Below are 26556 nucleotides of genomic sequence, written 5' to 3'. Positions count from 1 at the left end.
ATCTTGTTTACTTCAGATCTTTTATAAAAAATAATCTTTTAGCCTCTTTCTTGCCAGATACTAATTAATTTGTTTAAATAAATATATAAACATCCAATTTCAAAAAAATTGAATAATCAAACATAGTGGGAGCACCATTAAAATGTCTACGAAACAAGTAGATCCATTTTATGGTGCTCTTTGTTTATGGAAAAGGAAAATGTTGATTTCGAATACATACACACACCACACACAATACCCTACAGTTTAACCTTTTCCATTGGTGCAGGGAATAGGAAAAACAGTGTTATATTGTGCGCTGTGTGTGTATGCCTAATTTTAATGTGGATAAACTAACTATTAGAGGTGAAATAATGAAAAATGAAAATTATATTACCATTTATGCTGCAAGTGGAAAATGGGGCATACCAGAAGAATTCTTTGGGGTGTTGAAATCCATTCCAGAAAACATTGTTTGGTTTAATGGGAATGCTTTAAGATATGGCGATGATTTAGTCTTAGTGAGCGCTTTGAATATAATAAAAGAATTGTATATAAAAACGGTCCAGCAATTTGATGAACTTACCAAAGATCCTCAATATATTAATATTGGGACCCTAATCAAAGGTGTTTTACAAACAAGTACTGAGATTAAAGAAATGGTCGATTCAGATAAATACAATCATTTGTATGTTAAGATCTTGCGACGTAAAAAAGTCGATCCTGTTTTTGGTCATTATATATATTTCTTTAAACATGAGTTTTTAGAGAAATGTGAGTATCTTACTACGAGTTTTGTAGTAAAAGCACTTAAAAAAAGGGGTATTAAAGTTTCAAGTACTACTATATTGAGGCATAAGAATAACGGTGAATTGACACCAAAAGTTAATCAATATGGACTGGATACCGTATCTTTAAATGAGGCAGAGATACTTATATTAAATATTATGAAAGAAAAAGCAACAGTATCAACAAAAACTCAACAAAAAAAATCGAATTTTAATCAACTTAATCAGTTACAACGCCAGATGATTGAAGATTACTTATCCTTTCGGACAAAAGGTGGCCGTATATCGCATAATAATTTTAGGCCAAAATTGCATATTGCGAACAAAGAAGATACTATTCAAACTTTAAAAAGTGCATTAAGTACATTCTTCCTCCGCGTTATTTGTGAACGATGCGGAATAAAACAAAAGCAGAAAATGAGACATTATTCATTCACTCAGAAAGAAAAAGATCTTTATAATCCTGATGTTTTTAATCCATTAGAAATAGAGGTGAATGATGCTTTTGCTTTTACAACTATCTTGAAAACAACATCTGCAGTCAGCGTATATCAAAGTATTAAACCTTTCTTCGCATGGATTTTGCAAAAAAAAAAAGCAGAATCTTCGACACCTGAAAAGTGGTTTGAATATGGTCAATTGGACATAAGGGTAGAATCCTTCTTGAATCAGTTCCCAACAAATTATAATGAGCACCCATCCGGGGAAGAGATCTTTTATAAAAACAAAGCATTTTTGACTCGTGAGCAAGGAATCATTGTGAAAATGAAATTACTAAACGATCCTTGCGCTGAGGATCCATTTAAAGATGCAACTATTTGGGAACTATGTTTTGTTAGTGGCCTCCGTCCCTACGAGGTTAAAAAGTTAAGAATTGAACACTTTATGTTAGACAATAAAGGGTTCTTAGACCTTAATCACAGAGGCTGGGGGGTATTACACCTTCCCAAAGAAGCATCCAAACAGGAAAGAACTCCATCTCATCCTACTTTTGGTACACCTATCCCACCGGGTACTGTGAAGCAAGTTAATGAGTATCTCAAACGTTTATATAAGAAACAAAGGAATGAACCGGTCGGGATAGGGTTCATGTTTCGTCCCGTTGATTTATTTCCGGAAAGTGGCTACAAATCATCGGTATTGGTTGATAGGAAGCGATTAAAAGAACAATTAGATTTCCTTACTCTTGAGCAACGTAAAGATTTTGAACTAAAAGCAGCTCGTCGCAGCATGAATAATTTAATTGAAGGCTATACAGTAAAATTACCTGACGAACGGTTGACTGTTCGTATTCAAAAAGTTGCAGCAGATATACAAATGCGTCATGAATTTGCAAAGGATCTTGGTGAAAAGAGATATGCAGACGTAATTCCAGAAGAAGATTTTTATACCGTTCTGGAGTATACGATAAACTTTCCGTGGAATTTAAATGAATTACCAGAATGGGAAAAAAAAGTGATGCAAGGGCACCAAGTAGGAGTCTCGAACAGTGGACTTCAACAAAATGCACATACGCCATTAAACGATGTGAATAGATCTATTGAAGATTCAGTTAAATTAGTTGATGAATCTCCAAGATTAATTGAGGTCAAGAAACAATATAATAAATTACGAAAACGTCCTAAAGGCTTAACTGTGGAGGAATGGTTAAAAAACCGAGAAGTACTTCTAAGTGAGATGAAATCCATTAGTAATGGAGCAGGATGTTGAAATTACCAATGATTTTTTATAGTTATTTGGGCACTACGAAAAGTTTAAAAGTATGTTTAAGTACTCATTCTATCCATGCCCAAACAAAGAAGATATAATATAAGTCAACGAGAAGCACTCGGATTATTTGGATCAAATGATGGTAGTCCCTTACCTGCTGACATTTTAATCCCAATTTTCCGATGCTTCTTTTTGATTTATTTATTGAAATCTAAAATGTTATAACGACACGGTTACGCGGAGGATGCCTACTTTAGGGAGTGACTAGAAAAAAGCTACTTAGCGAGGTGTAAACTCAAAAGGGGGAGTTGTGGAATGAACGACTTGGACAAAGAACTGATTTTAAATTATTCAACATGGAATGAGTTTGAAAAGTATATTGTTGAATTTGGTCTTCAGGGGCGAATTCCTTACGTTTTTGAAAAAATCCATGATGAAGATTTGTTAACACCGATGGATGTTTCTGAGATAACAGGTTACTCCGAAGAAACGATTAGACGCTGGTGTCGTTCCTGGAAATTGAGGACAACCACAGGACGGCCACCTTATTTTATAAAAGGATCAGACTTAAAGGAATTCTTATTTCATAGAACACGCAAAGATCTTATTAAAAATATACAGTAATTAGTAAGCCTTGGTTATAAAGCTTTTTTCATGATAATCAAGAAGGTTGTTGATTTGATTCTTTAACTTTATTAAATCACTTTCTAACCTAGAGTCTATTTGATTGTTAAAGATTTTTACAAAAATATGGTTAATTTGTATCCTTTCCTTATTTGGATCATAAACTTCAACTTTCGCTTTTATAGGATCATTATCATTTGCTTTTAGCACTGAAATGAGGTTTCCAAATTGATTACAACTGTTGCATTTCCATTGACTTGATACGGCATCCATTTTGGCTTGTTCCCAACAATGTGGACAGGGGAAAAGAATAACCATATTTTTGGAATCAAAAATATAGTCTATTTTTTTGGTTTTAAAAAAGGATAACATAACATAATGTTTCCCCATTTATATTACTCCCTTGTCCATTTTGGTCTTACTCGTGATGCTTTCATAAAGTCTTTAAAATCATGCCCCGTTACAATATACCGGTTCCCGAAACAGTATGAAGCCATTTTTCCATCTCTGCACCAACGGCGAACAGATTCTTGGTGCATTCCAACCAGCTCAGCAATATCTTCGATATGCATTACAACATCATCAGGGATGTCAAAAAGGGGGGACAAGTCCACATGTTTTTCCATTACGATTAAACCTCCTCACATAACACATTTTACACACTTTGTGTTAATGGTATACATGCAGAAGAAAAAGGAGGCTGAAAGGATCCCCCCTAATTGTGTACAGGAAAAGTCCTTTTTACTTGTATGAATGAACACTTAATGAAGCTATCTCTGAAATTTGATGGATGCACTCATGCGCGTTTAATGCCGTTATTTATTAGGTGAACACCAAGGCACGATGACGAAATCGTCTTTGAATCGATAATGCATGTGCTGCTGTGCCAAATACTTCTTACTCGCAGGAAAATATATTTATTCTTAATTCGTTCTAACCTGTGCAACCTATTTCCGAGACCCTCCTACGAGATCTCAGAGGCCTGTTGACGGCGATATATAAATGGGACGTAAAAAACACCCACTACTGAGACGAAAGCTCAGGAGTAGGTGTCCTTTCCTAAAATTCCATATAAATAGGTGCAGTATCATGCTGAATGTGTTCAATAATTGGATTTTATTCAAAAAACAACTCAATAAATTTTAATAACTTCTCTTTTTCTTCTAACGACATTGATTTAACTCGACTAGTAATTGAAACTTCGACATGAGTATATTGTTCATTATATTTATTTTTCTCTAGTATCGAAAATAGATCTTCTAATGTAATATGATAGGTTTCAACGATTTGTTCAAGCTTTTCAATAGAAGGGCTTGTTTCGCCACGTTCAATTTTACCAATATGGGTAGAATGAAGCCCGCAGTTTGTTGCTACTTGTTCAATTGTTAATCCTCTTTGTTTACGTAGACTTCTTAACAAATCTCCTAGATTTCCTCGAAGTATATTCATACATTCACCTCAAATTCACCTTATCGTGATTGGTAAATAACGACAAGATCAAATTTGGTATTTTAAATAAATCAAATTTGGTATAATATTAATTAAAGAGATAAAGTGCTTTTTCCGGAGGGGATTTTATCGAACAAGGAAATCAACAGGAACAAGAAACATATGCAATAAAAAAGATTATTTTAAGTGGGGATTCATCTAATCCAATATGTTATGAACTTAGAACATTCAACATGGATGAACAAGCGATTTATTTAATTTTAGAAAGCGATAATATCATTAGATCATTTTATATTCGATTATCTGATGCCATGTCTCGAATCATTGATAGTGAAACACAACAAGTTTTTTTTGCAGTTGGGGTGAGTCTCTTAGCTAAGGTGAATCATGAACCACCAAACATGCGTATTAAAATCCTAATCGGTGAAGTCGATTGTCCCATTAATTTGCTTGAAATTTTTAAATGAAATTACACCATGGAGATGACAACATGACAAATCAGCAACATGTAATAGAAAATGTACTTTTATCAAAAATGCGTGGGAAAGTTACTTATCTAGGTAACTTAGCAGCATCTACGGCAATGCAATTGACTTATGTTAAGCCTTTCGATCATCCGTCTGGGAAAGGATATCAGCGACCTGTAGATCTAAAAAGATGCAATGATTTTGCACAGTATCTTTCGAAAGGAGACAACTCTCTATTTACCCCGATCCTTTTAAATGCCGAATCAAGGTGGGACTTTATCCCGTATGATCGAGCACGCCCCACATATGGACGACTTTTGTGTAAAGATAAGGCATCTCTTATGGATGGTCAGCATCGTCTAGGTGGAGTTAAGCGGTACACACAGGATACGAATTCGGATTTAAATGTTCCTTTTCTAGCCTTTCATTTTCTAGATGAGGATGAAGAAGTTCAATTATTCGATACTATTAATACAAAACAGAAAGGAATTGGAGCATCACTAAGTAGATATTTATCGAGAAACACTGATGAGTTAAGCTGGATTTCTACTCAATTAATAACTAGAAGTGACAGTCCATTTCATAATATTGGTACAATAACTGGAAAGAGAAATGCTGGCAGGCATGTTACGTTACAAAATTTATATAAGATATTAGAATTTCTATTTAAAAATGTAAGTGGGGTATCTAGAGAAGAAAAATTGATGCTTGCATTAGTATATTTCAACGGAGTGAAAGAACTGTTTAATAAAGAATGGCTAGATTATAGTGAATATCGAATAACTCATATCGTTTGCTTAAATGCTTTGGCCATTGCAGGCGCTGACGTTTTGCAAATGGGAAGTAATAATGAAAAAAAGCAGATAGACTATAGTAGAATTGTTCGAAAAATTAAGAAAATGAATAAAATGGATTGGTCTTTAACTGGTCCACTTAAGTATATTAAAGGAATAAATGGTTCTAAGGCTTTGGCGAGTGATTTAAAGATTTATTTTCTAGAGGAACATTAGTTGGCTTCAACGAGGAACAAAGGGTTGCAACGCGGCAAACCTTTGTTGTTTTAATATTGTTCTGTGTAACGTTAACATCATGCATGCGGAATTGTATTACTAGATTATTCTTTTTGAAAATGGTCAAGCGGACGAAGTTGCGCGGAACAAGCTTGCGATTGTGAAAAGACGCAGTTGGAGATGGGATAAAGATGTTCGATAAAGGAGAATTTGTATGGAAAGACCGGAAGAGTTCTGTCCGCATTGCGGAGCCGATATTATCGGTGATGAAATTCCTGTTGAAATCAGGCATCACTATAAACCACCGTAATATTGGCGAAGGAAAATCGGCATTACTGATCTTGAATTGGATCGGATTACTCATTGGCAATGTCCTGATTGCAACCATATATGGGAGACCAATAAAGACCGTTTCCCTTAATTAGAAATAAGGGGAAAGGTACTCTCCTGGCTTAAACTTCAACAGAAATGGCAATCGATCAAACACTGGCTTGATTACTCGAGAGTTTATTTTATAATTATGTTACTGAGGGTAGTGATAAGTGAAGAGCTGACTCCTATCGAACACCCTTAAATGGGCAATGATGACCGGAAATGAAGTGCTTGCGAAAGCTTGGATTTCTTTTTGCTAACTCAAACTGATAGTTTCTGATTCTCATAGTCCTCAACTCGCATGTTTTCAGTATCATATTAACGGTCAATCCGCCGGGGGCATTTTCCAGATTTTGAAGACCATAATCATATGCCATAAAATAGTTTAATACACTGGTTTAGGTTTTTAAGCTCGTAGCTTTCATTTGTTTCTTTTTTCAGTGTAAATCAGTTAGTAAGGCGCTTGAGATGATGGGAGAACACTGACAACGAGAAGAGGATCTACACACCTTTAAAATACAAAAAACGAAAAGACCTAGGGGATGCTTTCCCTTAGGGCTTTTCGTTTTGTCCGGTGCTTCCGGCACAAGAAAGTAATACCATATATTTTCAAGTGTTGCGCTGGATGGTAAGGCAAAGTAGGGGGGCATTTTCACCCACTTCTTTAAGGATTAAACAAAGCTGTGATCATCTCTAACGATTTACAAATATCATGACGCAATACATATAAATCTCTCATATTGTCTAATGGTGATTCATCTCGATTGATGATAATAATCGGTGTTTTGGCATCTTGATTACGATATTCCGGAATGCTTGCAAAGGGATAGACTTGAAGTGAAGTACCCAGAATTAAGATCGCATCCGAATCATAGGCAAGACATTGCACTTTGTAAAATGGAGTACCATTTAACCAATACCCACTTTCGTCAAACAAAACAAAGTCTGGTTTGATGATGCACTGATTTCGATCTTCAGTGCAGCCGCAATAAAAGAATTCCTCTGATTCACTTTCCAACAATTCCTTCATGAGGTATTTTTTCCTGCATCCGTTACATGTCGCTGTACGCATAGTACCGTGAAACTCAATGACGTTTTGACTGCCGACATCTGAATGAAGTCCATCGATATTCTGAGTGACGATATGGGATATGCGCCCTTCTTGTTCCCATCGAGCCAATACTCGATGACCAAAATTTGGCTGTGCTTTGGGATAATAGAGAGCGTCCTTTAGAAATTCATAGAATTTCTTAGGATTTCTATAGAAATACTCTCGGGAAAGGATCCGTTCTCCCCTTAATTTCGGGTTGTTTTTATATATACCGGTCTTTGACCTGAAATCAGGTATGCCGCTTGCAGTTGAAATTCCAGCACCAGTGAGCACAAGTATGTTCCTCTTAGTTCTTAATATGTCTGCAGCAAACTCAATGTTTGTAATCATGGACTCCACTCCCTTTAAGTAAATTATTCGGATTTTATGGTGGAAGATCTGGAAATAGTTAAGAACCTCATTTTGAGAGTTGCGTAAATTCTCAATCATTTTACTCTTCCATAATGGGCGATTAGCTACTTTTTGGTCGGGTTAAGGTAAGCGATCATCCTTGTAGTAATTAGTCACTCGCTGCTCGATCCAGCCGAGATTTTCGCCGATTTCTTTTTGGATGTCTCCCTGCCCATATGCCTTGCCATCAGGAACGACGAGTACGGGGTGAACATACGTGTTAGAGGAATGGTCGATAGTAAACCGCCATCCAGTCCATATACCTATCTTACTCGTGTCCAAATTGTCAGACCATTAGCTTTAATCTCTCATTAAAGGTTTTACGATACTTATAGAGCATAGATGCGATGAAGCTTGATCATCATCTCCAATCTCGCCAAACGATCCATTCCAAAATTCTCGGCATCCATCTTTGGTGATGAAAACTTCCAAATTACCATAATATCCATTTGGATATAGCTTAATCATCTCATCGTCTGCAAGCCTTCCAATTACTTTTCGTGCATCATTCTTCGTCCTAATCATTGATTTATCATCTTTTCATCCTCATCCTGATTTGTAGGTCAATATTATGTACTACCCATAGGAAAATCAGAATACCTAATTTATTTAAATATATCTCAATACGTTATACATGGCGATTTTAGGCGACAACAAAAAAAAGACCTTTATAAAAGATCTCATTACGTGTCTTCTTATTTCATAAAATAGAGATTCTATAAATTTATCGAATATAAATACCAGCTCCTATAGACCACTTTTGCATTATGAGGCAGGATTTAGCGGTAGATATTGAATTATTTGAATTTCCCCCTGTGTACTAAAATCCATTTCTGCTACTCCACACATAGTTTGAAGGGCTTGGATAACAGGCGCATGAACACTTCTTGTTGCTTGTTCGTGAATTTCAGATTCGATGAGCTTCATTCGGTCAGTCACTTCATCAATGGTATGAAGATACAATTGATACGATTCGTAACGATGATTTTTCAAAACGAAGACTGTCCAGCCACTCTCTATGCTTAACAGACCAATTCCGTGTTCCTTTTTCTGGGCGCAGATCATGGCGAAGCAATTGAACAAGGCGAAGTCGAGCTCGGTGTAAGTCTTCCTTAGTGTCATGACGAGCGCGAACCAAGTCTCTCAAAGCCTCATGGTCTTCGTCGGGAGTCCAAACGGGTGTAAGTTCGCCAGCTCGAAGAAGCTGTGCAAGCCTTAATGCATCTCTTCGGTCCGTTTTAATGCGATCTCCCGCGCGCTTTGGAATGAGTGTTGGTGCAACAACGATACAGTCAATTCCGAGAGAAAGTAGAAACCTAAAAAGGCCATATCCAGTTGGTCCTGCTTCATAACAAACATGTAATTGTTCATTAGGACCAATTTTTTTCATGATCTTACGGATTGCTTCAGGTGTATGCGGAATATTTCCAAGAAAACGAGGTTCACCGCGTCCAGAATCTGCAACAGCAACAGAGATTAAATCTTTTGACACGTCTAGACCAACATATTTTGTATAATCCTTCATAATAGCGGCTCCTTTCGAATGTAGCTCTGCATTTGGTTTTAAGTAGAATCCACTACACATTCTGACCAAAAGCAACCTACGTTAGGCGAATGAGGTCCGCCTCGTTCAATATGACTAACGGGGAACAGAGAGTTAAATAAATAACGATAGCACAATAAACAGGGAGCAGGTTGCCGCGGCAACTGGTGTTTGACACCATAGCATGGACTTTTTCCGATTTATCCCGTCCCGAGTTAGCGTAACGGGGAGAATATAATTCGCTCTATACAAAATGGGAAAATTGACAAATTAAACCTCTGAATTATTAATTATTTGTTGTAATATGGATATAACAATTTGATCAAAGGAAGTTTAGCCCATGCCGAATAATAATGATAGACTCAAACAATGGAAAGATAAGATGGAACAAAGTAAGTATCAAGCTATTAAGCCACATGAACGATTTAATCAACAGGATGGACATGAGAAAGTCGTTATCATTAATAATTATGCCTCGGATCCAAATATTAAAGCTTCAGTGGGATTTTGGAGACGAGTGTTTGCCACATTTATTGACGCGATTGTTCTAGGGATAATCTCCTTGTTTTTGCATGCCCAAGGTAATGTATTACCATTCTTTGTTGTGTCCTTGTATTATATCTTACTCCCCATAACGAACCTGCAAGGAACGATAGGAAAGGCAGCTATTGGGGCAAAAATTACGGATATCCATGGTAATAGATTGAGACTTGACAGGTCTATTGGAAGATACTTGGCAAGTTTCCTTTCAGGAGCTTTCTTTTGTATAGGATTTTTCATGGTAGCATTTCATGCTCGTAAAAGAGGTCTCCATGACCTTATAGCTGGTACGGAAGTAGTTAATCGGAATAATTAAAAGGTGCACAATGTATGCGCGGCTGGAATGGATCAAGTCCGATATAAAATGGCCAAAGTGGACGTTGCTGGTAAAAAATCAGTAGAGATTAAATTGACAAAAACAGTCCATTTCCACGTGTGAGGTGAGTGATAGAGTGAACAGTTATGAATTGATTACTTGTCTACACTGCGGTGATGAAAATCGTGTTTTAACAGAAAAAAGAGCACTCGCCAAATGTGGAATTTGCAAAATGCCTCTGTCATCTGGGACGCTTTACGAATCTTTGGAAATTGATAAAAATGCAAGCTACGAACAAATCAAACAGGCGTATCGCAGACTGGCTATGAAGTGGCATCCGGATAAACATAGAGACAATGTTCACGTTGCTACAGAGCGGTTTAAACGAATCAGTTATGCCTACGAAGTGCTATCGAACCCAGAATCTCGCAGACAGTATGATGCTGCACGAGGTGACCAAACCGAAGCTGCGCAGCACGAGTCGCGGCATATGGATGATGCAACTGCTGCCAATATGTTTGTGGAAGAAATGTATGCGATTGCTTTTGAAATGGCTTTTCAGAATAACAGTTGGAATCAAATTGCACCTTTGTTAATGCAAAAAGGATGCCCTGAACATATCGCGGAGACGATTGCCCGTGCATGTGTGGATTACAGGAAAGAAGCGGTTCGAAAAGCAGCAGCAAAGCCATTCTTTATAGGTCTAATTTTTCTTGCTATCGGTGGCATCATCACACTAGTTACATACGGCGAAGCCTCTAATGACGGCGGGACTTACCTCGTCGCTTACGGTCCTATTATCTTTGGCGCTTACAAAATGTTGGTTGCGCTCAAACACTTGGTCACTGGCAATGTTCCTTCACCGCAAAATCTAGACGCTTAATTCGGAGGTATCTTATCATGCGGGATAACTACTACAAATTTTTGGGCGTTCCGACAACAGCTACAACAAAAGAAATAAGGATGGCTTACCATAAAAAAATGAAAGGAGATAACCAGTTCGACTCAGGAAATCAAGCGAATGTCATGCGTCTGAAAATTGCGTATGACATTTTATCCAATCCCAAATCAAGAAAAGAATATGACAAACTTATTCATTGCACAGATTCAAAAACTAGTTTTAATGCACCGAGTAGTGAAAATCATAAGCCCGAAGAACCAAGTGGAAATGTGAGAGCGGGGCATGCACCTGTTTTTCGTTTTCACTGGAAACCCTTTGCGCTTGTTTTAGGTACGGTGATTATTACGTTAGTTGTTTCAGATTTTGCTAGGAACCAAACGAAATCATCTTCAAGTGGTGTTTCATTGACGGCGTATACAACTACAACCCCGTCTCCTACTGCATCCACTGTAAAAAGCAGCAGTGAATCACCCATCGCGACTCCGGAAGCCAGCTCTACGCCTGATCCGGTTTCAATTAACGAAAAAGGTAAAAGCATTCCTGAGCAATCCGCTACTGTGAGCGTGAAGCAGATAGAAAAAGAAGGTTCAAAACCTGAACCAAAACCGGCTGAAGTAAAGCAGGTTGAAACTAAAACACCAGAACCAAAACCACCTGAACCAAAACCACCGCAAACTCAATTCACCCTTGGCTCAACGAAAGATGAAGTCAAAGCCGTAATGGGAGAACCGAGTACTATCATTAATCTCCCTGCAACTGGTGATACATGGATGTATGGGTTATCTAGCATTAATTTCAACACAAGTGGGAATGTCAAAGGATGGTCTAGCATCAAAAACGGAAAAGCGACTTTAGGCGATAAAAAAGCAGGCAATGTTACATTCACTTTAAATTCATCCAAACAAGAAGTCGTAGATGCCATGGGAACGCCGGATACTTTTATAAATCTCCCAGCAACTGGAGATACATGGATGTATGGATTATCTAGCATTAATTTCAATACAAGCGGAAATGTCAAAGGATGGGCTAGCATCAAAAACGGAAAAGCATTCATGGGTTCAAAAACCGCCGGCGCTGCCCCAATTCAAGAGGGTTCAACCGAACAACAAGTAATTGAGTTGTACGGAACTCCCGATACACTTATTGACCTTCCGGCAACTGGAGATACATGGATGTATGGATTATCTAGCATTAATTTCAATGCAAGCGGGAAAGTCAAAGGATGGAGTAATCTTAATGGTATTAGATAAAAATCAATTATGAATATTTTTGAAATCAATATAACAGACTGGACGAATTATTCGTCAAGTCAATAGATAACGAGAGATCATCCTTATATTCTTCGATAAAGAAACACCCACTTCCATTGTAGATATATTAGAAGGGGAGGATAAAAATTGTGGTTTAAAATATAGGCTTAAAGTAAGCAATTATCTTTCCAAAGTGGAGCATATGCAGGTATTTCAGGAAGTGCAGTGTTCAGTACAAATGGTACACGGCGCTATTTTTTAGAAAAACGCTGGGCACCCGGAGGAGATATCCTTTCCGCGATAATGATGAATCCTAGTAAAGCTGCACATCATCAAACTGATGCTACAGTGAAACAGTTAATAAAAGTTGCTAAAGCTCAAGCGTGTAATGCATTATATGTTGTGAACATTTCCAGTTTTATTGATGGAAAGAGTAGTAATTTAAATCAATCAAAATTTGCATATGAGGCTATTAATTGGTCTTTTACCACTAAAGCCATTAAAGAAGCAAAACTTGTTTTTCTTGGTTGGGGAATTAAGGGTCAATTAGGGTTATTAGTACAAAAACAAAGCTATTCTATAATGGCTAATACTTACAAAAAAGGCTCGAGTAAAACATATTGCTACGACGTGTTGAAGTCAGCCGATAAAAAAATGCGAAAAACTCTTTATATTATGTGCCTTACCCCAGGCCGCTTTTTAATAAAAAAAAATATGTTTTCACACCAATCCGAAAAATAAAACTTCATGAACTCAAGCTCATGAAGTTATTTTAAAACACAAAGGCAGTCTTTTACGGATATGATTGCTAAAAATTTTGCGTAGGAAGATGCTATGGGGAAGAGGAGATACCGTTTAATCACGGATACATGGGACTATTATATGAATCCTACCCGCGGCGAACGCTCCGTGTGGGACAGGGAAAAAGCTGGAGATAACTTCAAATGCTTACCTATTGTTACCTATAGTTGAATAACAAAAAGGCTGCCGCGGCAGCCTTTTTTGCTTTATGGTAGCCTACATTAATGGGGGATTTACCTACTTCACATATAAGACGTTCTTAACGTTGTAATCCGCGTGCGGTACCCCTATTAACGCTTATCATTGTTTGTTAAATTGTTAATTGCGTTAGTTGTTGCATCAACAGCATTCATTGCAGCATTTTCAGTTGCTTCTAACCCTTTATGAACAGAATGAAATACAGCCCCTGCGGTATCCTTTATGTTCTCTGAGACATTTTGAGAATTACGGTTGTTGTTTAGATTAGACATTTTTTTCACCTCCTAAACGTCTTTAAGTTGTGTAAAAAAAATATGTTATTCAGATAAATAAGCGAAATTAATGGTTGTATCAGGACTTTGTTTTCTCGTCCATGGCTGCCGCTGTTTCTATTATTGGAGTCAGTCTAATAATATTTTACGAACTCTGGCAGTTTGTTGTGTGGGATCAACACATCAATCTAATATTTTATTTTTACATCTGTTGGTGCTTAGAACGAGGAATGAAATGAAGATATAAATTTTATCGAACAAAAAGAATAAACCCATAGGGAGCATCCCCAGGGCTTTTTTGTGCTTAATTGTTTGGTTTTGATTATTACTTTATTCATAAATATCATCAAGTAAAATATAGGCTTCCATTCTTATATCAAAAACACAATTATCTGCTTAGCATCATTATACACCATGTCATTAATCTCTAAATGACTCAGTGTTTTAACTTCGCCCGATACCTTATGCTTTACTTTGTATTCCATGACCTCAACCCCTAAACAATAAATTCCTCGAAGACTGGCAACCGCATTAAACCTGATTTATACCAGTCCCGGTACTTTACCTTACAACGAACTAATGGTTTGACAAATACGTGATCTTTGCTCTCGCCACTTTTGTATGCCTGGAATACTGGCCACATGGATTGGCGAGCTGACTGCGTTATTCCCAACTCCAAAGCACCGATTGGTCTAATCTTGTCTCCGTCGGGATAACCAAGTAGCCATGAATGTTCCTTCTTGCTATATCCAGTTATATAGACTTCTGCTATTTGATAATTAATTACCTTTTGCCATGACCACGAGCGAATTGAGCGCGATAATCGTAAATCGGTTTCATACTTTGAAGCCTTCTTTTTTATCACGATTCCTTCAAGCCCATGCTGACATACGATATTAAAGAAATCCTGTGTGCTGCCCTGTATTGGCCGTACAATTCTGTAGTTTTCACTTTCCTGCATAGTCTCTTCAAGAAGCTGCTTTCGTTGTTCTAATGGCATACTAGTTACATCTACGCCGCGGTGGTACAAGATATCAAACGCCATAAATACGACTGGCTTTCTACTCTTGCTGGATCGAAATCCTGTGTTACACGCTTCAAAATCGGCTCGACCTTGTTCATCAAGTACTACAATTTCGCCATCTAGTATGGTCCCTTTCGGGATAGGCGGGTTGTGTAGCTCTGGATATTTAGCTGTTGCATTTGTATTTTTTGTATATAGATTTAGTTCATCTAAATTAGAAACAATCAACCTTATGCCATCCCACTTGAGTTCGGCAAAAGTGGCAGAGTCATCAAATGCCAGGTTGTTTTTACTGTATTGTAAAAGCATTGGAGGAATAAACATTTTCTTCATCACCCATAATAATGGTACACCTTAGAGCAGTCTGTGACTAATGGAATTTAGAGGAATTAAGGAGTCTTGTTAAATGAAAAAAATAGTAATCCCTAGTTCATTTGTTTGTTTGAGCATTGCAACTGCTATCTCATTTCCAGTATATTTCGCTCTTAAAGGAAGATGAACCACAGGGGTGAATAAGCCCGGAGTCATGATTTCCGAGTTAGGCTTCGCAGCCTTGTAATTAACTTAGCATAGCATTAATACAAGCTGTCGTTAAATGACACATTCCGGAGCTTATTGATGTAACTAGTCTTTGATTGAAGAAAACCCCACTTGTTGAAGTAGTAAAGATAGCAAATCCCTGATTGACCGTAATTGGTCAGTGGGGATTTTTTTATTTTTAGTACTTGCATAACGAATACGTGTTCGGTATATAATAATTTATACGAACATATGTTTTATATAATGGTGGTGAAAAGATGAGTGTTGTATCAAGAGTTGAGAATGCGGAGGATGTTCAAATTATTAAAGAGTATACGTTATTACCCATTTTGCTCGATATGTTAACCAGGGACATGGAGGAGCTGAAGATATATAAAGATAAAATCGTATATAACCATGTTCTCTTTTATTTGAAAGAAGTGGAGAGCGATATCTACCCTCAAATACAAAGTATTAAGAACAATATGAAAAAGCGTGATATCAAAGTGCTAAACACAACCACAAATGCTATCGGTATTAATGTAGAATACAAAGTCCGCGGATACATCTACTATTTCACAATGCTACGAAGTTTAGTTAAAGCAGAATTAATGACTACTCTGATGAACATGCGGAGGCGCGTTTAGATGAGCAAGAAATGTGAGAGGACAATTTTTCTATCAGACTGTCAGTCATTTTATGCAAGCGTTGAAAAGGCTACTCATCCAGGACTTGATAATCTGCCAGTAGTTGTGGCTGGGGATCCCGCAAGAAGATCAGGGATTATTTTGGCGGCATGTCCAATTGCAAAAAGCTTTGGAGTTACCACGGCCCAACGGCTTGGTGAAGCGTTGCAACTGTGTCCAAATGCTATCGTGATGCGCCCGCATATGCAGCGTTATATTGATGTCTCTCTCGCAATTACAGCTATATACGAAAAATATACTGATCTAGTTGAGATATTCTCAATTGATGAGCAGTTCTTGGACGTGACAGGTTCGCTTAAACATTTCGGCTGTACACCAACTGAGCTCGCAGTAATGATTCAACAGAAAGTTGCTGCATCTATGAACGTAAGAATCCGAGTAGGCATCGGACCGACTAAAATACTTGCAAAGCAGGCAACAGATAATTTTGCAAAGAAGAATGCTAGTGGAATTTTTACGCTAGGCAAAGATGATGTTGAGCGAGTCCTTTGGCCGTTATCCATCGATAAGATGTATGGAGTTGGCTCACGAATGACGCGTCATTTTGTTGCACTTGGTATGACCACGATAGGTCATGTGGCTAAAACTCCGCTGGCGACACTCAAACAAAAATTCCGCGCACGTTTTGGGAAACAATCGGATATTCAAGCGGAAGTTATGTGGAGAACGGCAAACGGACTAGACGATAGTCCGGTTACGCCTGGAACGTTCGATATTGCACCAAAATCGATCGGCCACGCTATGACGCTTCCTCGGGATTATTTGACAGTTGAAGAGGTTGATATAGTCCTTTTGGAATTAACGGAAGAAGTGTGCCGCGATGCTAGATCGAAGGGTTTTACAAGCGGGACAGTTCACGTTTTCTGTATGTGTTCGCCATATGACTCTCCAACTGGCTTCAGTCAACAACGAAAGATGCCACTGAATACGAATCATACGTTGAAAGTTTACGACTCTGTACGTGAAATATTTCGTCGCAATTGGAACGGATTGCCCGTACGGAAGGTAGGAGTTACACTGGGAACTCTTGCAGTGGAAGAAGTTACTCAACTTGATTTGTTCGAAGATGTAAAGAAATTACGTGACCTTGATCGAGTAGTAGATGGCATAAAGGATCGATTTGGAAATACAGCAATCGTTCGTGCTTCCAGTCTTATGAAAGCAGGACTTGCAACAGACAGAGCGAGTAAAATTGGAGGTCACTATAGATGAGTAAGAAACTAGAAATGAATGGTCTATGGGAATCTAGTAGGATGATGCTTCCTCAACATAAAGAGTCAGCAATAGGAAGCCAGAAAGAATCGCATCGTATCCAAAGGCTAGTTCTCGATGAGCAAGAAGTACAAAACATTTCAGCTACGTTAAGTCAGTCGCAAATGTACAAAAGGTCGGTGGAGCTCACCTTATACGGTGAATATAAGATGCGTACCGTTACAGGCATTGTGACACGCTGTAAACAAGGAGAATTTAGAATTGATCGTGAAGTTGATGAGTGGGACTGGATTAACTACAAGGATGTATTAAAGGCTATATTTAGTCACGAGTGGATTGATGTAGACTAAAAGTGTGACGAAAAGACAACAGCGCGCGGGCACGTAGTCAGCTTGGGCACTTATATGCAAACCAAAGGGATATCGTCTATTTGGCGAGTGTCCCTTTTTTGTAATTCTTAAAAGTAAATTAATATTCAGTTGGGACAAGGGTTCAATTTACTGTAAAAAACACAAAAATCCCCATTCACTTAAACAATAAGCCTTACTAGAAAACTAAGAGCGTAAAGCGATTTTCAGGGAATTAGCTGCTTATTTCTTTGGTATTTATCTCTGTATAATGTTGAATTGGTACATTGATCGTGCGAACCAAGAGTCACCGATTCTGACATAATTTTCGCAATACTCGCGTATAATGCCTGCATTTTCGAGCAAATCGTTTTTGCTAACGACCACATACGTTTGTGATAGTGCAGCTGTAAAGAGCTCAATATTTGTTGTTAGAACCTTGTTCATAGTAAACCTCCAATAATAAAAAGTAAGTACTTGTTTCATCACAAAGCAGAACATAAATAGAATATTTGTGTGTTTATAGGATTTTGACTGGATGATGAGGAACTTCCAAGAAGTTTAAACAAGAAAAATTAAAGTAAGTAATCCCAGAATCATTTTACAAGCAATTAAAGTGGCTGTCATCCAGAAAGACAAGAGGTTGTGGACACGAAGCTATGTAGTTTTGTTGGACGAGCAGGGAGGTTTCCGCCATACGACACTTGTGGAGTGCTGCAAACTATTAGTTTGGAACGGAAATAACGACGAGAATTAACGTTGACCTGCTGTCCTTGGTTAAGGTGGGCTTATTCTTTTACTTAACGGTGTAGGGGGAAGTATTATTATTAATTTTGGATACGAACACTTAAGTGTGAAAGGATACATTAAAGGACCGTTTGGTTTTTCTTACAATGATTTTGTTAAGTTTTATTCTTTCAAACAACACATTTTCAAACTTAACAGTAGCTCAAATAGTAATGGTTCACATTTTTCACCTATCGTTATTCAAAATATGCTAAACGCTATTTCAATGACTAGAAGTGAGGCGCTGCTGAATCTGGGTACGTAGAGTGATACTCAGATTATTTGGTGAGAATAATTGTTTTCATTATGTAATAAGCGAGTAGACCCATGTTGTCAGACGTTAATTTGGAACCGTTCACTTTGTCGACTTCAGTTTTAAGGATTCGTCATACCTTGGATACGATGGCTTTGGTTCTGTCGCGAACGGCCAAAACACAAACTTGCTCATGCGAAATACCGCTCATTTTGGACTTGCCGCTGCGTTTGAGCTGACTCTCACGGAATCGGGGAATTTGTTATTCCAATTATACACAAACGTTCGTAATTTGCTGTTTATCAACATTAAGGTTTAACAGATCGAAAATAAAACCATCCTCACAGGTTAGCGAGAATGGTTTTATTTACTTCTTAGCAGGGGAATTTAGTTCAGGCGTACATCTTATAATTTTCCACTCAGTTGCGCGGGTCACTATAATCTATGAATTAGAAGTTAAGATAGAACATTTTTCAAATGACTTTATGATTAATTGTTTTAGAACTGTCAAGACTGAAAATGAATGCCCCCCAAAAAAAATGCCGAAAAATCATACTCTTAGCAGGGGTAACGTTCTAGCTCTATGCATCTCTTTTTCCTGCGGGAATACCCAGAGAAGAGGCGATAGCCATTAAAGAACGAGTTTTCGTAATGAAAGCCAAAAATCAATACCAAGAGCAATTCTTGGAAAAAGAGGTTAATAAGCTTACAACCGTGCTGAATCACATCGGTGTTAGTGTCAAGGAGGTTGAGCTACCTGAGATAATTAATCATAAATTCACTTATCTCAGTACTCTCATCGACTTCAAGAAATTGAGGGCGAAGTGGGAAAAGGGATTTCTTCGGGATGTAGAAGGGCTGAAGTTTTATAATGGGAATGCCATTTTTTACGAGCATAAGACTTGTGTAGACCTGTTGCGTAATGACAACAATCAAGCTCAAATGCAATGGTACAAGGAGATGTCCGTCTTGCACGGTCATACCTTCATGTATATCTTCGGTAAAACCGCGCATCAGCCGGAGAGTTACATGTACATTTCTCGTGACTACCGCCCCGATGATTCCGAAAAGTTAATCCCGTGCGATTTAGTGAGCCTCCAACAACGGTTTTTGGATTGGGAAAAATGGTCTAGATTTCATGAAGCTAAATTGCCAGTCATTTTACCAACCGACTGGAGCCGTTCGTTGGTTGAACGATTGACTCAGGAGCCGTTGACCGCCTCGTAATCCCTCTTTTTTTGGCTGGGGTGCAATCAAATAGGACAGTGTTGTTTTACACTGTCCTATTTCTATTTTTTTGTGATCCTGTGCAACAAAGGCCCTGTTGAAGACGATAGGGCTTATTAAGGCCGTTACAAGCAGAAACAGAAGGGCTTGCCATAGGTAGGCTCAGGTACGACTTTACCACGTGCATGTATATTATTAACATCTCTGTCATGAATACCTCGCTCTAAGGCGACTGTGACGGGGCTACAAATGTTTGTAGAATCTGAGGATGAAGCACACTTCCAAATAAACTACCTATCAATCTAACGGGATAACACCTATTTGTGAACGCAGAGGCGGTTATTAAACGTGTGCTACCCCAAAGCCACTGGAAGTGCTCTATATGATATCATATTGGTCATCGTTATTAGGAGTGGAATGTTTGAGATATTTTACTCGAAGATTTTCCCTATGACTGAACATTTGGAGGGACTAATTCGACATGTAATCTTCTATTCTTACCCAACCCCAAACAGAATCTCCGGTAAAGAACCGCCACGATTTTCTCTTGGACAACATTCTAGCTATTTCTGACAACGTGTAGTATCTATCCATTCCCATTCGCTCCCACTCGTTTGTTTTGATGAATATATTCATAGACAAGTTGTGGTTATAGTCTCCAAACTCCCCCGACTTTGTAGGCAAGAAGTTCTCCCTCATAAACCTTTCTGTAAATGGTTCGCATAGAAAGATTCATAAAGTAAGCAGCCTCTTAACATCAGCCTATTGCTTTTGATAATCATGTTTCACCTCCTAAATACTTTTGATGACATTATAAGAACAGGTTGTCATGAAATAACAAGAAGTGGGAAAGGATTTCATCTCGCTAATAAAAGTAAATAACTCGAGAAAGCGAAGATAACATTTCAAGTGTGTTTGTCGGTGGAATCTAGTAATTCTAGAGATTAATGGAGTGAAGAGGATAAGACAAATAGATCATAAATGTAGACTTATAAGTACAGGTAGAGCATATTGAGAAAATTTTGTGCGGATAAGATGAGGGTAAACCTTGCGGAAGAGATTAATTATAAAGTACTAGGCACTGGGTAGACCTTGATAAAGGAAAATGATGGATAATGTCGAATCAATTAAGGTGTTACAGAACTAACTAGTGGAAGAGCGGTGTTTATGTTGTCGAATGTTGATGATCATAAAAATAGCATAAGAGATTATTTGAAGGTAAATAAAGATATTGAAACTATGCTTGGTTGTCTTACTGTTGAAGAAGAAATCGGACAGGGTGGTAACGCCTTAGTTTATTCAGCAAATTGGGGAAAGAGTAAAGTTGCTGTGAAGGTGTTGGCTGAAGATTGTTCGCAAACGAGATCTTCACGATATTTAAGATTCCTAACGGAAATTAAAGAGATTATTTTACTTTCAGATACTCAAGCAGTAGTACCAATTTATTTTATGGGGCATTTACAAGCCAATAATGAAGTTTTTCCTTACATGGTTATGAAGAAGTATCCTCTTACTTTAAGTGAATGGAAAAAGAAAAATAATATAGATAATCTAGAAGTTCTTTTAGATATTATTAATCAGCTTCTTTATTGTATTAATGTCATTCATAACAATAATATTGTTCATAGAGACTTGAAACCACAAAATATTCTCATTGATGACAGTAATGAAATAGTCATAAGTGACTTTGGAATTTCATGGTTTGATCCTAATCATTATGAAAGATTGGTCAAGACAGAGAGAAGAGAGAGACTAGCCAATTTTGGGTTTTCAGCACCGGAACAATTCCATCTCAATCCTGATCCGAAACCGACAATGGATTTATTCGCTTTGGGACAAATCATACAATGGTTAGTGACGGACATTCCTTCTAGAGGATTAGGAAGAGAGTTACTAAGTAGTTACAATTACTCGTTTGCTCCTCTTGACAATGTTGTAGACAAACTATTACAGCAAGATCCCAAAAATAGACCACAAGATATTAATGAAGTGCAGGGTTTACTGGATAGTTCATTTAAACCACCAGAGAGAATGGAATCTGAAGAAGAAAAAGTTTTGAAAGCTCTAAGAAAATTTGATGAGATATTAAGATTGGCATGCCCGGGAAAAACTGGGATTATTAGAGTGACTGACAAGGAAAAGATAAATGACGTGCTTGAAATGCTTGCAGAAAATGCTGATGTATTAAGGCTTTGGTGGACGCAAGGTTCCTCAAATTGTCCTATTAATAATCAAATTAGGAAATTAGATGAAGATACTTGGATTATAGATTACGGAGAACATAGAATTGAAGAAATATGGATAAAGAAAGATGGCTATTCATTAGATCATCAATATATATTGCTACAATGCGCTCCTATGCCTAGCTTTGGGATTTATGGGAATCAATCTTATAAATATGAAGAAGCGGCTTGGTTCAATGATAGGTATATTACAAGAGGTGAGTATGATGATGGTGTTGCTGAGATTGATAAGAAATCTGTCGTACTCGATGGTAAGGCTGAATTGAGAACTAGGGAGTTAGAGAGAGACTATATGTTTATTGGTACTATGTACCACCCAATTAATATTGGAAGAAATGATGATATTGTTGATAAGCTTTACCATCACATAGAAGAGAATGGTGTCGTAGTCGAAGAGGAACTTAGAATTCTAGATAAACTAAAGCTACATCCCACTTCGCTTATGATGAAATAAAATGGAATAAAGAAGGGGCGGGTTAATTTAACCGCCCCTTAAGTGATCAAATATCATTCCGTTGCTAGCCCTATACTCCCTGTCACCTCGTCACATGTGGAAAGTTCATTGTTACTTAAATGGGCGGGAGATTGATGTCCCCCGCTTGATTTATGCCCCAACGAAAGCGGGGCGGTGATATTGAGATTATCTTGATGCTACCTTCCGCATCTACTTCAATCTTGCATATCAGCCGTTGGATGATATGCTTTAGTACTTGTTCATTTTCATTGTCTGGTTTCACTATTTGGTTTACTTGCTATTTTGAAGGCAAGATAAGACAACGAGGCAAGGCGACTGAACGAATTTAAGGCGCTTGTAAAAGCGAATTGGAACCGTTGGACAAATTTCGTAACGTTAACCTTCAAAACAAATTTGACGGACTTGGATAAAGCCCAAGATATATTTCAGCAATGGATAAAAAAATGGAAAAGTTGTATCCAAATTTCGTTTGCGTAAAGGAGTTCCTGTAGAGGTACTTCAAATGATGATATTCGAAGTGAGATGACAACATGCACACCAAAATATTATGATTCAAATTTAAATTGTATGCGTTAAGGGGCTTTTCTGTAGTACTTCCTATAAAATAGGCTTATAAAAGCGCTTAGTTATTTGTGAGATAAATGGATATATGAATATTTATTCGTAGATGGGAGTAAAAATATGGAGCGGATTAAATTTTATTCGGAGTATGATATGACAAGCGGAATGAATATTAGCAGAATTATTGAATTTGCTAATTGTTATAGTGTTGCTATTGGTGAGGATGAGATTAATAGAATACTTGAATACTTCAACATCATCAAGTTTTATTCTGTTGAGAATTTCAAAAATATAATTAAAACAGAGACAGAAGGAAAAATTGATGATGAAGTAATAAAAATAATACAAGGAGTAATCGGCAAATATGTTGGTTTTAACAAATCGTATAATTTTTTAAGTCTATATAATGATGTTGACATAAGTTATAAAGAAGATTTTTGGGAGTTAATAGATAAATACAATATTTATAAACACATTGAAAACGTGGAATTTGGAAGCTTCCTAAAAGAAAGCAATCTTCATTACTCGGTAATATTAAAATATATGAAAACAGTAGATAATTTCGATGAGGTTTTACGTAATCATATGTTACAAGATAGTACAGGGGCAGAAATTTTACTTCACAAATACATTTATAACAATGAAAAGGGGGATATAACATTTTTACCTAATTCATTAACAGATAACGATAAAGAAAAAATAGTGCTAAATTATATCGAATCAGAACGTCCAAATATAAATCATCTTGAAATGATTGTTAATTTTCCGAGTAATAACGAATTGAAAATCGGAGACAGGCTTAAGTTAAAAGCTAAACGAAGGTACAAAGAAGAGATAGATAAGATATTTGATGGAAAAAATGGAATTGAAACAGGTGTGACAATAAAATACCCTGCAGATCAAGAAGAAGCTGTTATTTATAGTCGAAATGGTTTAGTTTCTGAATGTAGTGTAAATCGAAGTTGGATTGAAAATAATCTAGATTTCTATACCTTATGGAATAACTTTATTTATATTTATGAGTTTTTTGATTTACAAATGAGGCTAAACTTAGTCAATCTATCAAATGAAATAGGAACTTTCGAAAGAATTCTTATAACTAGATCACAACATTTTTATAATATCTCTTCAGCATTTAGACATAAGGATATGATGGCAACAATTCAAATGCAAAGTTATGTGCAAGTATTAAATAGTTATCATATTAGGATAGAAGATATGATTGAGTGGTTCTTTACGGAGTATTTATCCAAAGAATTTGGGATTAGCAATTTTATTGTAAAGATGCCAACAGATGCGTCCTCTTATTTTGAAAAGTGTAGAGCAGTATTACCAGAAATTGACCGAATCTTAAAGCAATATAACCTTTATTTGGAAGATGGTGTGATTGATCAAGAATTATTACAGGTATCCTCATCCCATACCTTCTTCAAGGACTGCAATACTTGTATTGAAAAAAAATATGTGTATTCCGTCCAGGGCATATTTGATATTGCTTCAAACCTTCTTTTCTCCGACCAAAGCACAATATTTTATTTACCGAGATTGGGTGAACAATATAATAACTTTTATCAATTATTAAGTAATGAAAGAGTTAAATTAAATGATTTTCAAGAGTATCAGATCAATCGTATTCAATGGCTTATCAATAATCAGTTAGTTGAAGAAGACAAAAATGGATATTTGCGATTTACAAATCCAATTAGGATAAATCTATTTGCTGACATGTATTTCAATGAAGTAATTAGTTATTGGAATTGCGTCCCCGAATTAAGAGATGAGATTGATATTCTTATTAATGAAAATGTATTTCTCACCGATAACAAACTCTTTAATAAAGGTGAGCAGGATTATTTCGACTATCACTTAAACAAATCTAAGTTTAGTAATTCGTTAGATTTGCGTAATAGTTACTTACATGGAACACAAACAAATGACGATGAGCTACATAGATTAAACTATTTGATCTTCTTGAAATTAATAGTAATAATTATTGTTAAAATAAATGATGAAGTTTGTATCAAATCAATTAATAGTTAATATTCAAAGTTTATGATTTAATTGATAATGCCGTTAATACTTTTGGAAGTCCCTGCTGTCAATACTGTGGTAAAGTATGATAATGCTGATAAATCTCTTTGCTCATGCACTAAATGTACTCGAGAATATCCAAAAACAACTTCCTAAGGTTGATGAAAAATGAAGCCCTCTAAAAACCATGGAAATATAGTTTGCTAATTTAGCTTTGATATAAGATTGCGGTAGCGAGGAGAACAAAGGGCTTTTATGGGGGAAACCCTGGAGATATGTTCTCACACTACCTCCCAATAACTTTGTTTAAACTGAGAGGTAGAGACCTAGATCTCGTATCGCAGCTGAACCAACGGTTTTTTGAAAATAGAATAGAATTAAAAGTGGTTGCAGCAGCATAAAGAACTGTTATATGTTATCAAGACTACATCTTCACAAAACATCTGATTTTGTTAACAAGATGCCCGCGGCCAAAGTCGTATTATAATATTTCACAAATTACTATTTAATTAATTTAGAGAGCCATTAAGTTGATACAAACAGAAATTTTGAGAACTTGTATATGAATAATAATTGGAAAGGGGGAGCTCCAAAATGCAAAATGTATCCTGGAACATAATTGAATTTCGGGAATTGATTAAAACCCATCTTTCTCAAGATGCGTTAGAAAAATTGAATACATCGTTGGACGGTATAGTATGGAAAATTAATATTTGTAAATATCATGCTGGAGAGTATCAACGAATTTTGTTAGAAACATTTCGTGACGATCTTCATCCTATGGTTAATGCAGTTGGAAAAGCCTTAAACCAAGCAGCTAGAACGACTGAAGGAAAGGAGTTTTCTGAAGCTTGTTTTAAGGCTGAGGCACATATCATTGCATTTGCCCAATCATTGCATTCAATAGCGGATATTTTTGCTCATGTACTATTTTTTTCATTGAAATTGGAATCATTTATTAAAAATGAAAGAGATATTAGTCTTTCTAAAATATATGAACTGATGAGTAAAGTAAATATTGCTTCAAAAGTGGTTGAACAATTAGAACAATTTCAGAAATCGAATGAGTTTAAATATTTAAATGGGTATGTGAATATTACTAAACATAGAAAATTAGTGCCTTTTGGATATCACGTAGATTTAGTTGAATGGGATAATGACATTCAAATCAAAGGATTTGAATACAAAGGAGAGTCTTTTGCAAAAAAAAGTGCTAATGAATTTACTGTTAGAGATTTTGAACAACTGTTTCATCTCATTCAGCAAACTGGTCATAAATTATCCGAGCATTTTAAATGAAAGTGATTTTGAGGACTAATATATCCAAAATGAAATATAGGTACAGACAATTTGAATGCTACAAATATTGATTAGCAAAGGTAGTGTAGCTAGTGGATCTTAGGGAGTTTTATTTTCAATTTAATAATTTAGACGCAAGTTCAAAGTTCTA

General features: G+C 36.7%; 25 protein-coding genes and 2 pseudogenes. 16 read left to right on the top strand and 11 right to left on the bottom strand.

What is annotated here, in order from left to right:
• Positions 1-353: 353 nt before the first annotated feature.
• Together AC58QG_RS12820 and AC58QG_RS12815 are read left to right on the top strand one after the other, a co-directional pair.
• Entirely contained in the window at positions 354-2477 is a 2124-nt protein-coding gene (locus tag AC58QG_RS12820) for a hypothetical protein (protein ID WP_497362406.1), read from the top strand.
• 315 nt (positions 2478-2792) lie between these two features.
• On the top strand, positions 2793-3101 hold the full coding sequence (locus tag AC58QG_RS12815; protein WP_497362405.1) for a helix-turn-helix domain-containing protein: 309 nt from the start codon (positions 2793-2795) through the stop codon (positions 3099-3101).
• Here AC58QG_RS12815 and AC58QG_RS12810 read toward each other — a convergent pair whose 3' ends face one another.
• The 3 genes from AC58QG_RS12810 to AC58QG_RS12800 all read right to left on the bottom strand — a co-directional run bounded on the left by AC58QG_RS12810 (position 3102) and on the right by AC58QG_RS12800 (position 4550).
• Complete coding sequence (locus AC58QG_RS12810) at positions 3102-3491, bottom strand: hypothetical protein (RefSeq protein ID WP_497362404.1); 390 nt, start codon at positions 3489-3491, stop codon at positions 3102-3104.
• Positions 3492-3496: 5 nt separating this feature from the next.
• Entirely contained in the window at positions 3497-3727 is a 231-nt protein-coding gene (locus tag AC58QG_RS12805) for a helix-turn-helix domain-containing protein (RefSeq protein WP_497362403.1), read from the bottom strand.
• Positions 3728-4217: 490 nt separating this feature from the next.
• Entirely contained in the window at positions 4218-4550 is a 333-nt protein-coding gene (locus AC58QG_RS12800; RefSeq protein WP_497362402.1) for a helix-turn-helix domain-containing protein, read from the bottom strand.
• Between the two features lie 233 nt (positions 4551-4783).
• Here AC58QG_RS12800 and AC58QG_RS12795 point away from each other — a divergent pair, with 233 nt between their 5' ends.
• From AC58QG_RS12795 to AC58QG_RS12785, 3 genes are all read left to right on the top strand, one after another.
• Entirely contained in the window at positions 4784-5017 is a 234-nt protein-coding gene (locus tag AC58QG_RS12795) for a hypothetical protein (protein ID WP_497362401.1), read from the top strand.
• A 23-nt stretch (positions 5018-5040) separates the two neighbouring features.
• Positions 5041-6027 (top strand): DGQHR domain-containing protein, encoded by a 987-nt coding sequence (locus AC58QG_RS12790; protein WP_497362400.1) that lies wholly within the window; start codon positions 5041-5043, stop codon positions 6025-6027.
• Positions 6028-6218: 191 nt separating this feature from the next.
• Positions 6219-6452: a hypothetical protein gene (locus AC58QG_RS12785; RefSeq protein ID WP_497362399.1), complete on the top strand. Its 234-nt coding sequence runs from the start codon at positions 6219-6221 to the stop codon at positions 6450-6452.
• Between the two features lie 611 nt (positions 6453-7063).
• Here the strand turns inward: AC58QG_RS12785 and AC58QG_RS12780 are convergent.
• The 3 genes from AC58QG_RS12780 to AC58QG_RS12770 all read right to left on the bottom strand — a co-directional run bounded on the left by AC58QG_RS12780 (position 7064) and on the right by AC58QG_RS12770 (position 9425).
• Positions 7064-7840, bottom strand: coding sequence for an SIR2 family NAD-dependent protein deacylase (locus AC58QG_RS12780; protein ID WP_497362398.1), 777 nt, complete (start codon positions 7838-7840; stop codon positions 7064-7066).
• 141 nt (positions 7841-7981) lie between these two features.
• Positions 7982-8182 carry a hypothetical protein gene (locus tag AC58QG_RS12775; protein WP_497362397.1) on the bottom strand — a complete coding sequence of 67 codons (201 nt, stop codon included), beginning with the start codon at positions 8180-8182 and terminating at the stop codon, positions 7982-7984.
• A 661-nt stretch (positions 8183-8843) separates the two neighbouring features.
• Positions 8844-9425 carry an IS110 family transposase gene (locus tag AC58QG_RS12770; protein ID WP_497362396.1) on the bottom strand — a complete coding sequence of 194 codons (582 nt, stop codon included), beginning with the start codon at positions 9423-9425 and terminating at the stop codon, positions 8844-8846.
• A gap of 358 nt (positions 9426-9783) precedes the next feature.
• Here AC58QG_RS12770 and AC58QG_RS12765 point away from each other — a divergent pair, with 358 nt between their 5' ends.
• The 4 genes from AC58QG_RS12765 (at position 9784) to AC58QG_RS12750 (ending at position 13191) form a co-directional block, all read left to right on the top strand.
• Complete coding sequence (locus AC58QG_RS12765; RefSeq protein WP_497362395.1) at positions 9784-10299, top strand: RDD family protein; 516 nt, start codon at positions 9784-9786, stop codon at positions 10297-10299.
• Between the two features lie 136 nt (positions 10300-10435).
• Positions 10436-11182 (top strand): J domain-containing protein, encoded by a 747-nt coding sequence (locus tag AC58QG_RS12760; RefSeq protein ID WP_497362394.1) that lies wholly within the window; start codon positions 10436-10438, stop codon positions 11180-11182.
• Between the two features lie 17 nt (positions 11183-11199).
• Positions 11200-12450 carry a DnaJ domain-containing protein gene (locus tag AC58QG_RS12755; protein ID WP_497362393.1) on the top strand — a complete coding sequence of 417 codons (1251 nt, stop codon included), beginning with the start codon at positions 11200-11202 and terminating at the stop codon, positions 12448-12450.
• A 225-nt stretch (positions 12451-12675) separates the two neighbouring features.
• On the top strand, positions 12676-13191 hold the full coding sequence (locus tag AC58QG_RS12750) for a DUF1643 domain-containing protein (RefSeq protein ID WP_497362392.1): 516 nt from the start codon (positions 12676-12678) through the stop codon (positions 13189-13191).
• Positions 13192-13541: 350 nt separating this feature from the next.
• Here the strand turns inward: AC58QG_RS12750 and AC58QG_RS12745 are convergent, their stop codons facing one another.
• Both AC58QG_RS12745 and AC58QG_RS12740 read right to left on the bottom strand, forming a co-directional pair.
• Positions 13542-13721, bottom strand: a complete 180-nt coding sequence (locus tag AC58QG_RS12745) for a hypothetical protein (protein WP_497362391.1) — start codon at positions 13719-13721, stop codon at positions 13542-13544.
• Between the two features lie 496 nt (positions 13722-14217).
• The gene (locus AC58QG_RS12740; protein ID WP_497362848.1) at positions 14218-15078 is read right to left on the bottom strand and encodes an ATP-dependent DNA ligase; all 861 of its coding nucleotides are present in this window, start codon (positions 15076-15078) and stop codon (positions 14218-14220) included.
• Positions 15079-15542: 464 nt separating this feature from the next.
• On the opposite strand from AC58QG_RS12740, the gene AC58QG_RS12735 reads away from it, so the two are divergent.
• The 3 genes from AC58QG_RS12735 to AC58QG_RS12725 are packed head-to-tail and all read left to right on the top strand — an operon-like array spanning position 15543 to position 17533.
• Complete coding sequence (locus AC58QG_RS12735) at positions 15543-15911, top strand: YhjD family protein (RefSeq protein WP_497362390.1); 369 nt, start codon at positions 15543-15545, stop codon at positions 15909-15911.
• Positions 15912-17183 (top strand): DNA polymerase IV, encoded by a 1272-nt coding sequence (locus tag AC58QG_RS12730; RefSeq protein WP_497362389.1) that lies wholly within the window; start codon positions 15912-15914, stop codon positions 17181-17183.
• Positions 17180-17533 (top strand): YolD-like family protein, encoded by a 354-nt coding sequence (locus AC58QG_RS12725; RefSeq protein WP_497362388.1) that lies wholly within the window; start codon positions 17180-17182, stop codon positions 17531-17533. Before AC58QG_RS12730 ends, AC58QG_RS12725 begins: the two co-directional genes overlap by 4 nt.
• Positions 17534-17788: 255 nt before the next feature.
• On the opposite strand, the gene AC58QG_RS12720 is transcribed toward AC58QG_RS12725, so the two are convergent.
• Both AC58QG_RS12720 and AC58QG_RS12715 read right to left on the bottom strand, forming a co-directional pair.
• Positions 17789-17977 carry a hypothetical protein gene (locus AC58QG_RS12720; RefSeq protein WP_497362387.1) on the bottom strand — a complete coding sequence of 63 codons (189 nt, stop codon included), beginning with the start codon at positions 17975-17977 and terminating at the stop codon, positions 17789-17791.
• A 665-nt stretch (positions 17978-18642) separates the two neighbouring features.
• Positions 18643-18801 (bottom strand): annotated as a pseudogene (locus tag AC58QG_RS12715) (IS1595 family transposase); the annotation flags it as partial.
• A gap of 419 nt (positions 18802-19220) precedes the next feature.
• Here AC58QG_RS12715 and AC58QG_RS12710 point away from each other — a divergent pair.
• The gene (locus AC58QG_RS12710) at positions 19221-19796 is read left to right on the top strand and encodes a hypothetical protein (RefSeq protein ID WP_497362386.1); all 576 of its coding nucleotides are present in this window, start codon (positions 19221-19223) and stop codon (positions 19794-19796) included.
• 649 nt (positions 19797-20445) lie between these two features.
• Here AC58QG_RS12710 and AC58QG_RS12705 read toward each other — a convergent pair.
• Positions 20446-20535, bottom strand: a pseudogene (locus AC58QG_RS12705) (helix-turn-helix domain-containing protein); the annotation flags it as partial.
• A gap of 428 nt (positions 20536-20963) precedes the next feature.
• Here AC58QG_RS12705 and AC58QG_RS12700 point away from each other — a divergent pair.
• The 3 genes from AC58QG_RS12700 (at position 20964) to AC58QG_RS12690 (ending at position 26405) form a co-directional block, all read left to right on the top strand.
• Positions 20964-22493 (top strand): protein kinase domain-containing protein, encoded by a 1530-nt coding sequence (locus AC58QG_RS12700; RefSeq protein WP_497362385.1) that lies wholly within the window; start codon positions 20964-20966, stop codon positions 22491-22493.
• A 702-nt stretch (positions 22494-23195) separates the two neighbouring features.
• Complete coding sequence (locus AC58QG_RS12695; RefSeq protein WP_497362384.1) at positions 23196-25115, top strand: hypothetical protein; 1920 nt, start codon at positions 23196-23198, stop codon at positions 25113-25115.
• Between the two features lie 585 nt (positions 25116-25700).
• Complete coding sequence (locus tag AC58QG_RS12690) at positions 25701-26405, top strand: hypothetical protein (protein WP_497362383.1); 705 nt, start codon at positions 25701-25703, stop codon at positions 26403-26405.
• Positions 26406-26556 lie beyond the last annotated feature (151 nt).

The organism is Paenibacillus sp. J22P169 (assembly GCF_059691995.1).
The sequence above is the reverse complement of the archived record's forward strand: the minus strand, read 5'-3'. Positions and strand labels throughout refer to the sequence as shown.

Excerpts from the sequence above, each read along its gene's own strand:
- AC58QG_RS12820 (WP_497362406.1), top strand. The coding sequence starts at position 354 with ATGAAAAATGAAAATTATATTACCATTTATGCTGCAAGTGGAAAATGG.
- AC58QG_RS12815 (WP_497362405.1), top strand. The coding sequence starts at position 2,793 with ATGAACGACTTGGACAAAGAACTGATTTTAAATTATTCAACATGGAAT.
- AC58QG_RS12810 (WP_497362404.1), bottom strand. The coding sequence starts at position 3,491 with ATGGGGAAACATTATGTTATGTTATCCTTTTTTAAAACCAAAAAAATA.
- AC58QG_RS12805 (WP_497362403.1), bottom strand. The coding sequence starts at position 3,727 with ATGGAAAAACATGTGGACTTGTCCCCCCTTTTTGACATCCCTGATGAT.
- AC58QG_RS12800 (WP_497362402.1), bottom strand. The coding sequence starts at position 4,550 with ATGAATATACTTCGAGGAAATCTAGGAGATTTGTTAAGAAGTCTACGT.
- AC58QG_RS12795 (WP_497362401.1), top strand. The coding sequence starts at position 4,784 with ATGGATGAACAAGCGATTTATTTAATTTTAGAAAGCGATAATATCATT.
- AC58QG_RS12790 (WP_497362400.1), top strand. The coding sequence starts at position 5,041 with ATGACAAATCAGCAACATGTAATAGAAAATGTACTTTTATCAAAAATG.
- AC58QG_RS12785 (WP_497362399.1), top strand. The coding sequence starts at position 6,219 with ATGTTCGATAAAGGAGAATTTGTATGGAAAGACCGGAAGAGTTCTGTC.
- AC58QG_RS12780 (WP_497362398.1), bottom strand. The coding sequence starts at position 7,840 with ATGATTACAAACATTGAGTTTGCTGCAGACATATTAAGAACTAAGAGG.
- AC58QG_RS12770 (WP_497362396.1), bottom strand. The coding sequence starts at position 9,425 with ATGAAGGATTATACAAAATATGTTGGTCTAGACGTGTCAAAAGATTTA.
- AC58QG_RS12765 (WP_497362395.1), top strand. The coding sequence starts at position 9,784 with ATGCCGAATAATAATGATAGACTCAAACAATGGAAAGATAAGATGGAA.
- AC58QG_RS12755 (WP_497362393.1), top strand. The coding sequence starts at position 11,200 with ATGCGGGATAACTACTACAAATTTTTGGGCGTTCCGACAACAGCTACA.
- AC58QG_RS12745 (WP_497362391.1), bottom strand. The coding sequence starts at position 13,721 with ATGTCTAATCTAAACAACAACCGTAATTCTCAAAATGTCTCAGAGAAC.
- AC58QG_RS12740 (WP_497362848.1), bottom strand. The coding sequence starts at position 15,078 with ATGAAGAAAATGTTTATTCCTCCAATGCTTTTACAATACAGTAAAAAC.
- AC58QG_RS12735 (WP_497362390.1), top strand. The coding sequence starts at position 15,543 with ATGAGTGTTGTATCAAGAGTTGAGAATGCGGAGGATGTTCAAATTATT.
- AC58QG_RS12730 (WP_497362389.1), top strand. The coding sequence starts at position 15,912 with ATGAGCAAGAAATGTGAGAGGACAATTTTTCTATCAGACTGTCAGTCA.
- AC58QG_RS12725 (WP_497362388.1), top strand. The coding sequence starts at position 17,180 with ATGAGTAAGAAACTAGAAATGAATGGTCTATGGGAATCTAGTAGGATG.
- AC58QG_RS12720 (WP_497362387.1), bottom strand. The coding sequence starts at position 17,977 with ATGAACAAGGTTCTAACAACAAATATTGAGCTCTTTACAGCTGCACTA.
- AC58QG_RS12710 (WP_497362386.1), top strand. The coding sequence starts at position 19,221 with ATGAAAGCCAAAAATCAATACCAAGAGCAATTCTTGGAAAAAGAGGTT.
- AC58QG_RS12700 (WP_497362385.1), top strand. The coding sequence starts at position 20,964 with ATGTTGTCGAATGTTGATGATCATAAAAATAGCATAAGAGATTATTTG.
- AC58QG_RS12695 (WP_497362384.1), top strand. The coding sequence starts at position 23,196 with ATGGAGCGGATTAAATTTTATTCGGAGTATGATATGACAAGCGGAATG.
- AC58QG_RS12690 (WP_497362383.1), top strand. The coding sequence starts at position 25,701 with ATGCAAAATGTATCCTGGAACATAATTGAATTTCGGGAATTGATTAAA.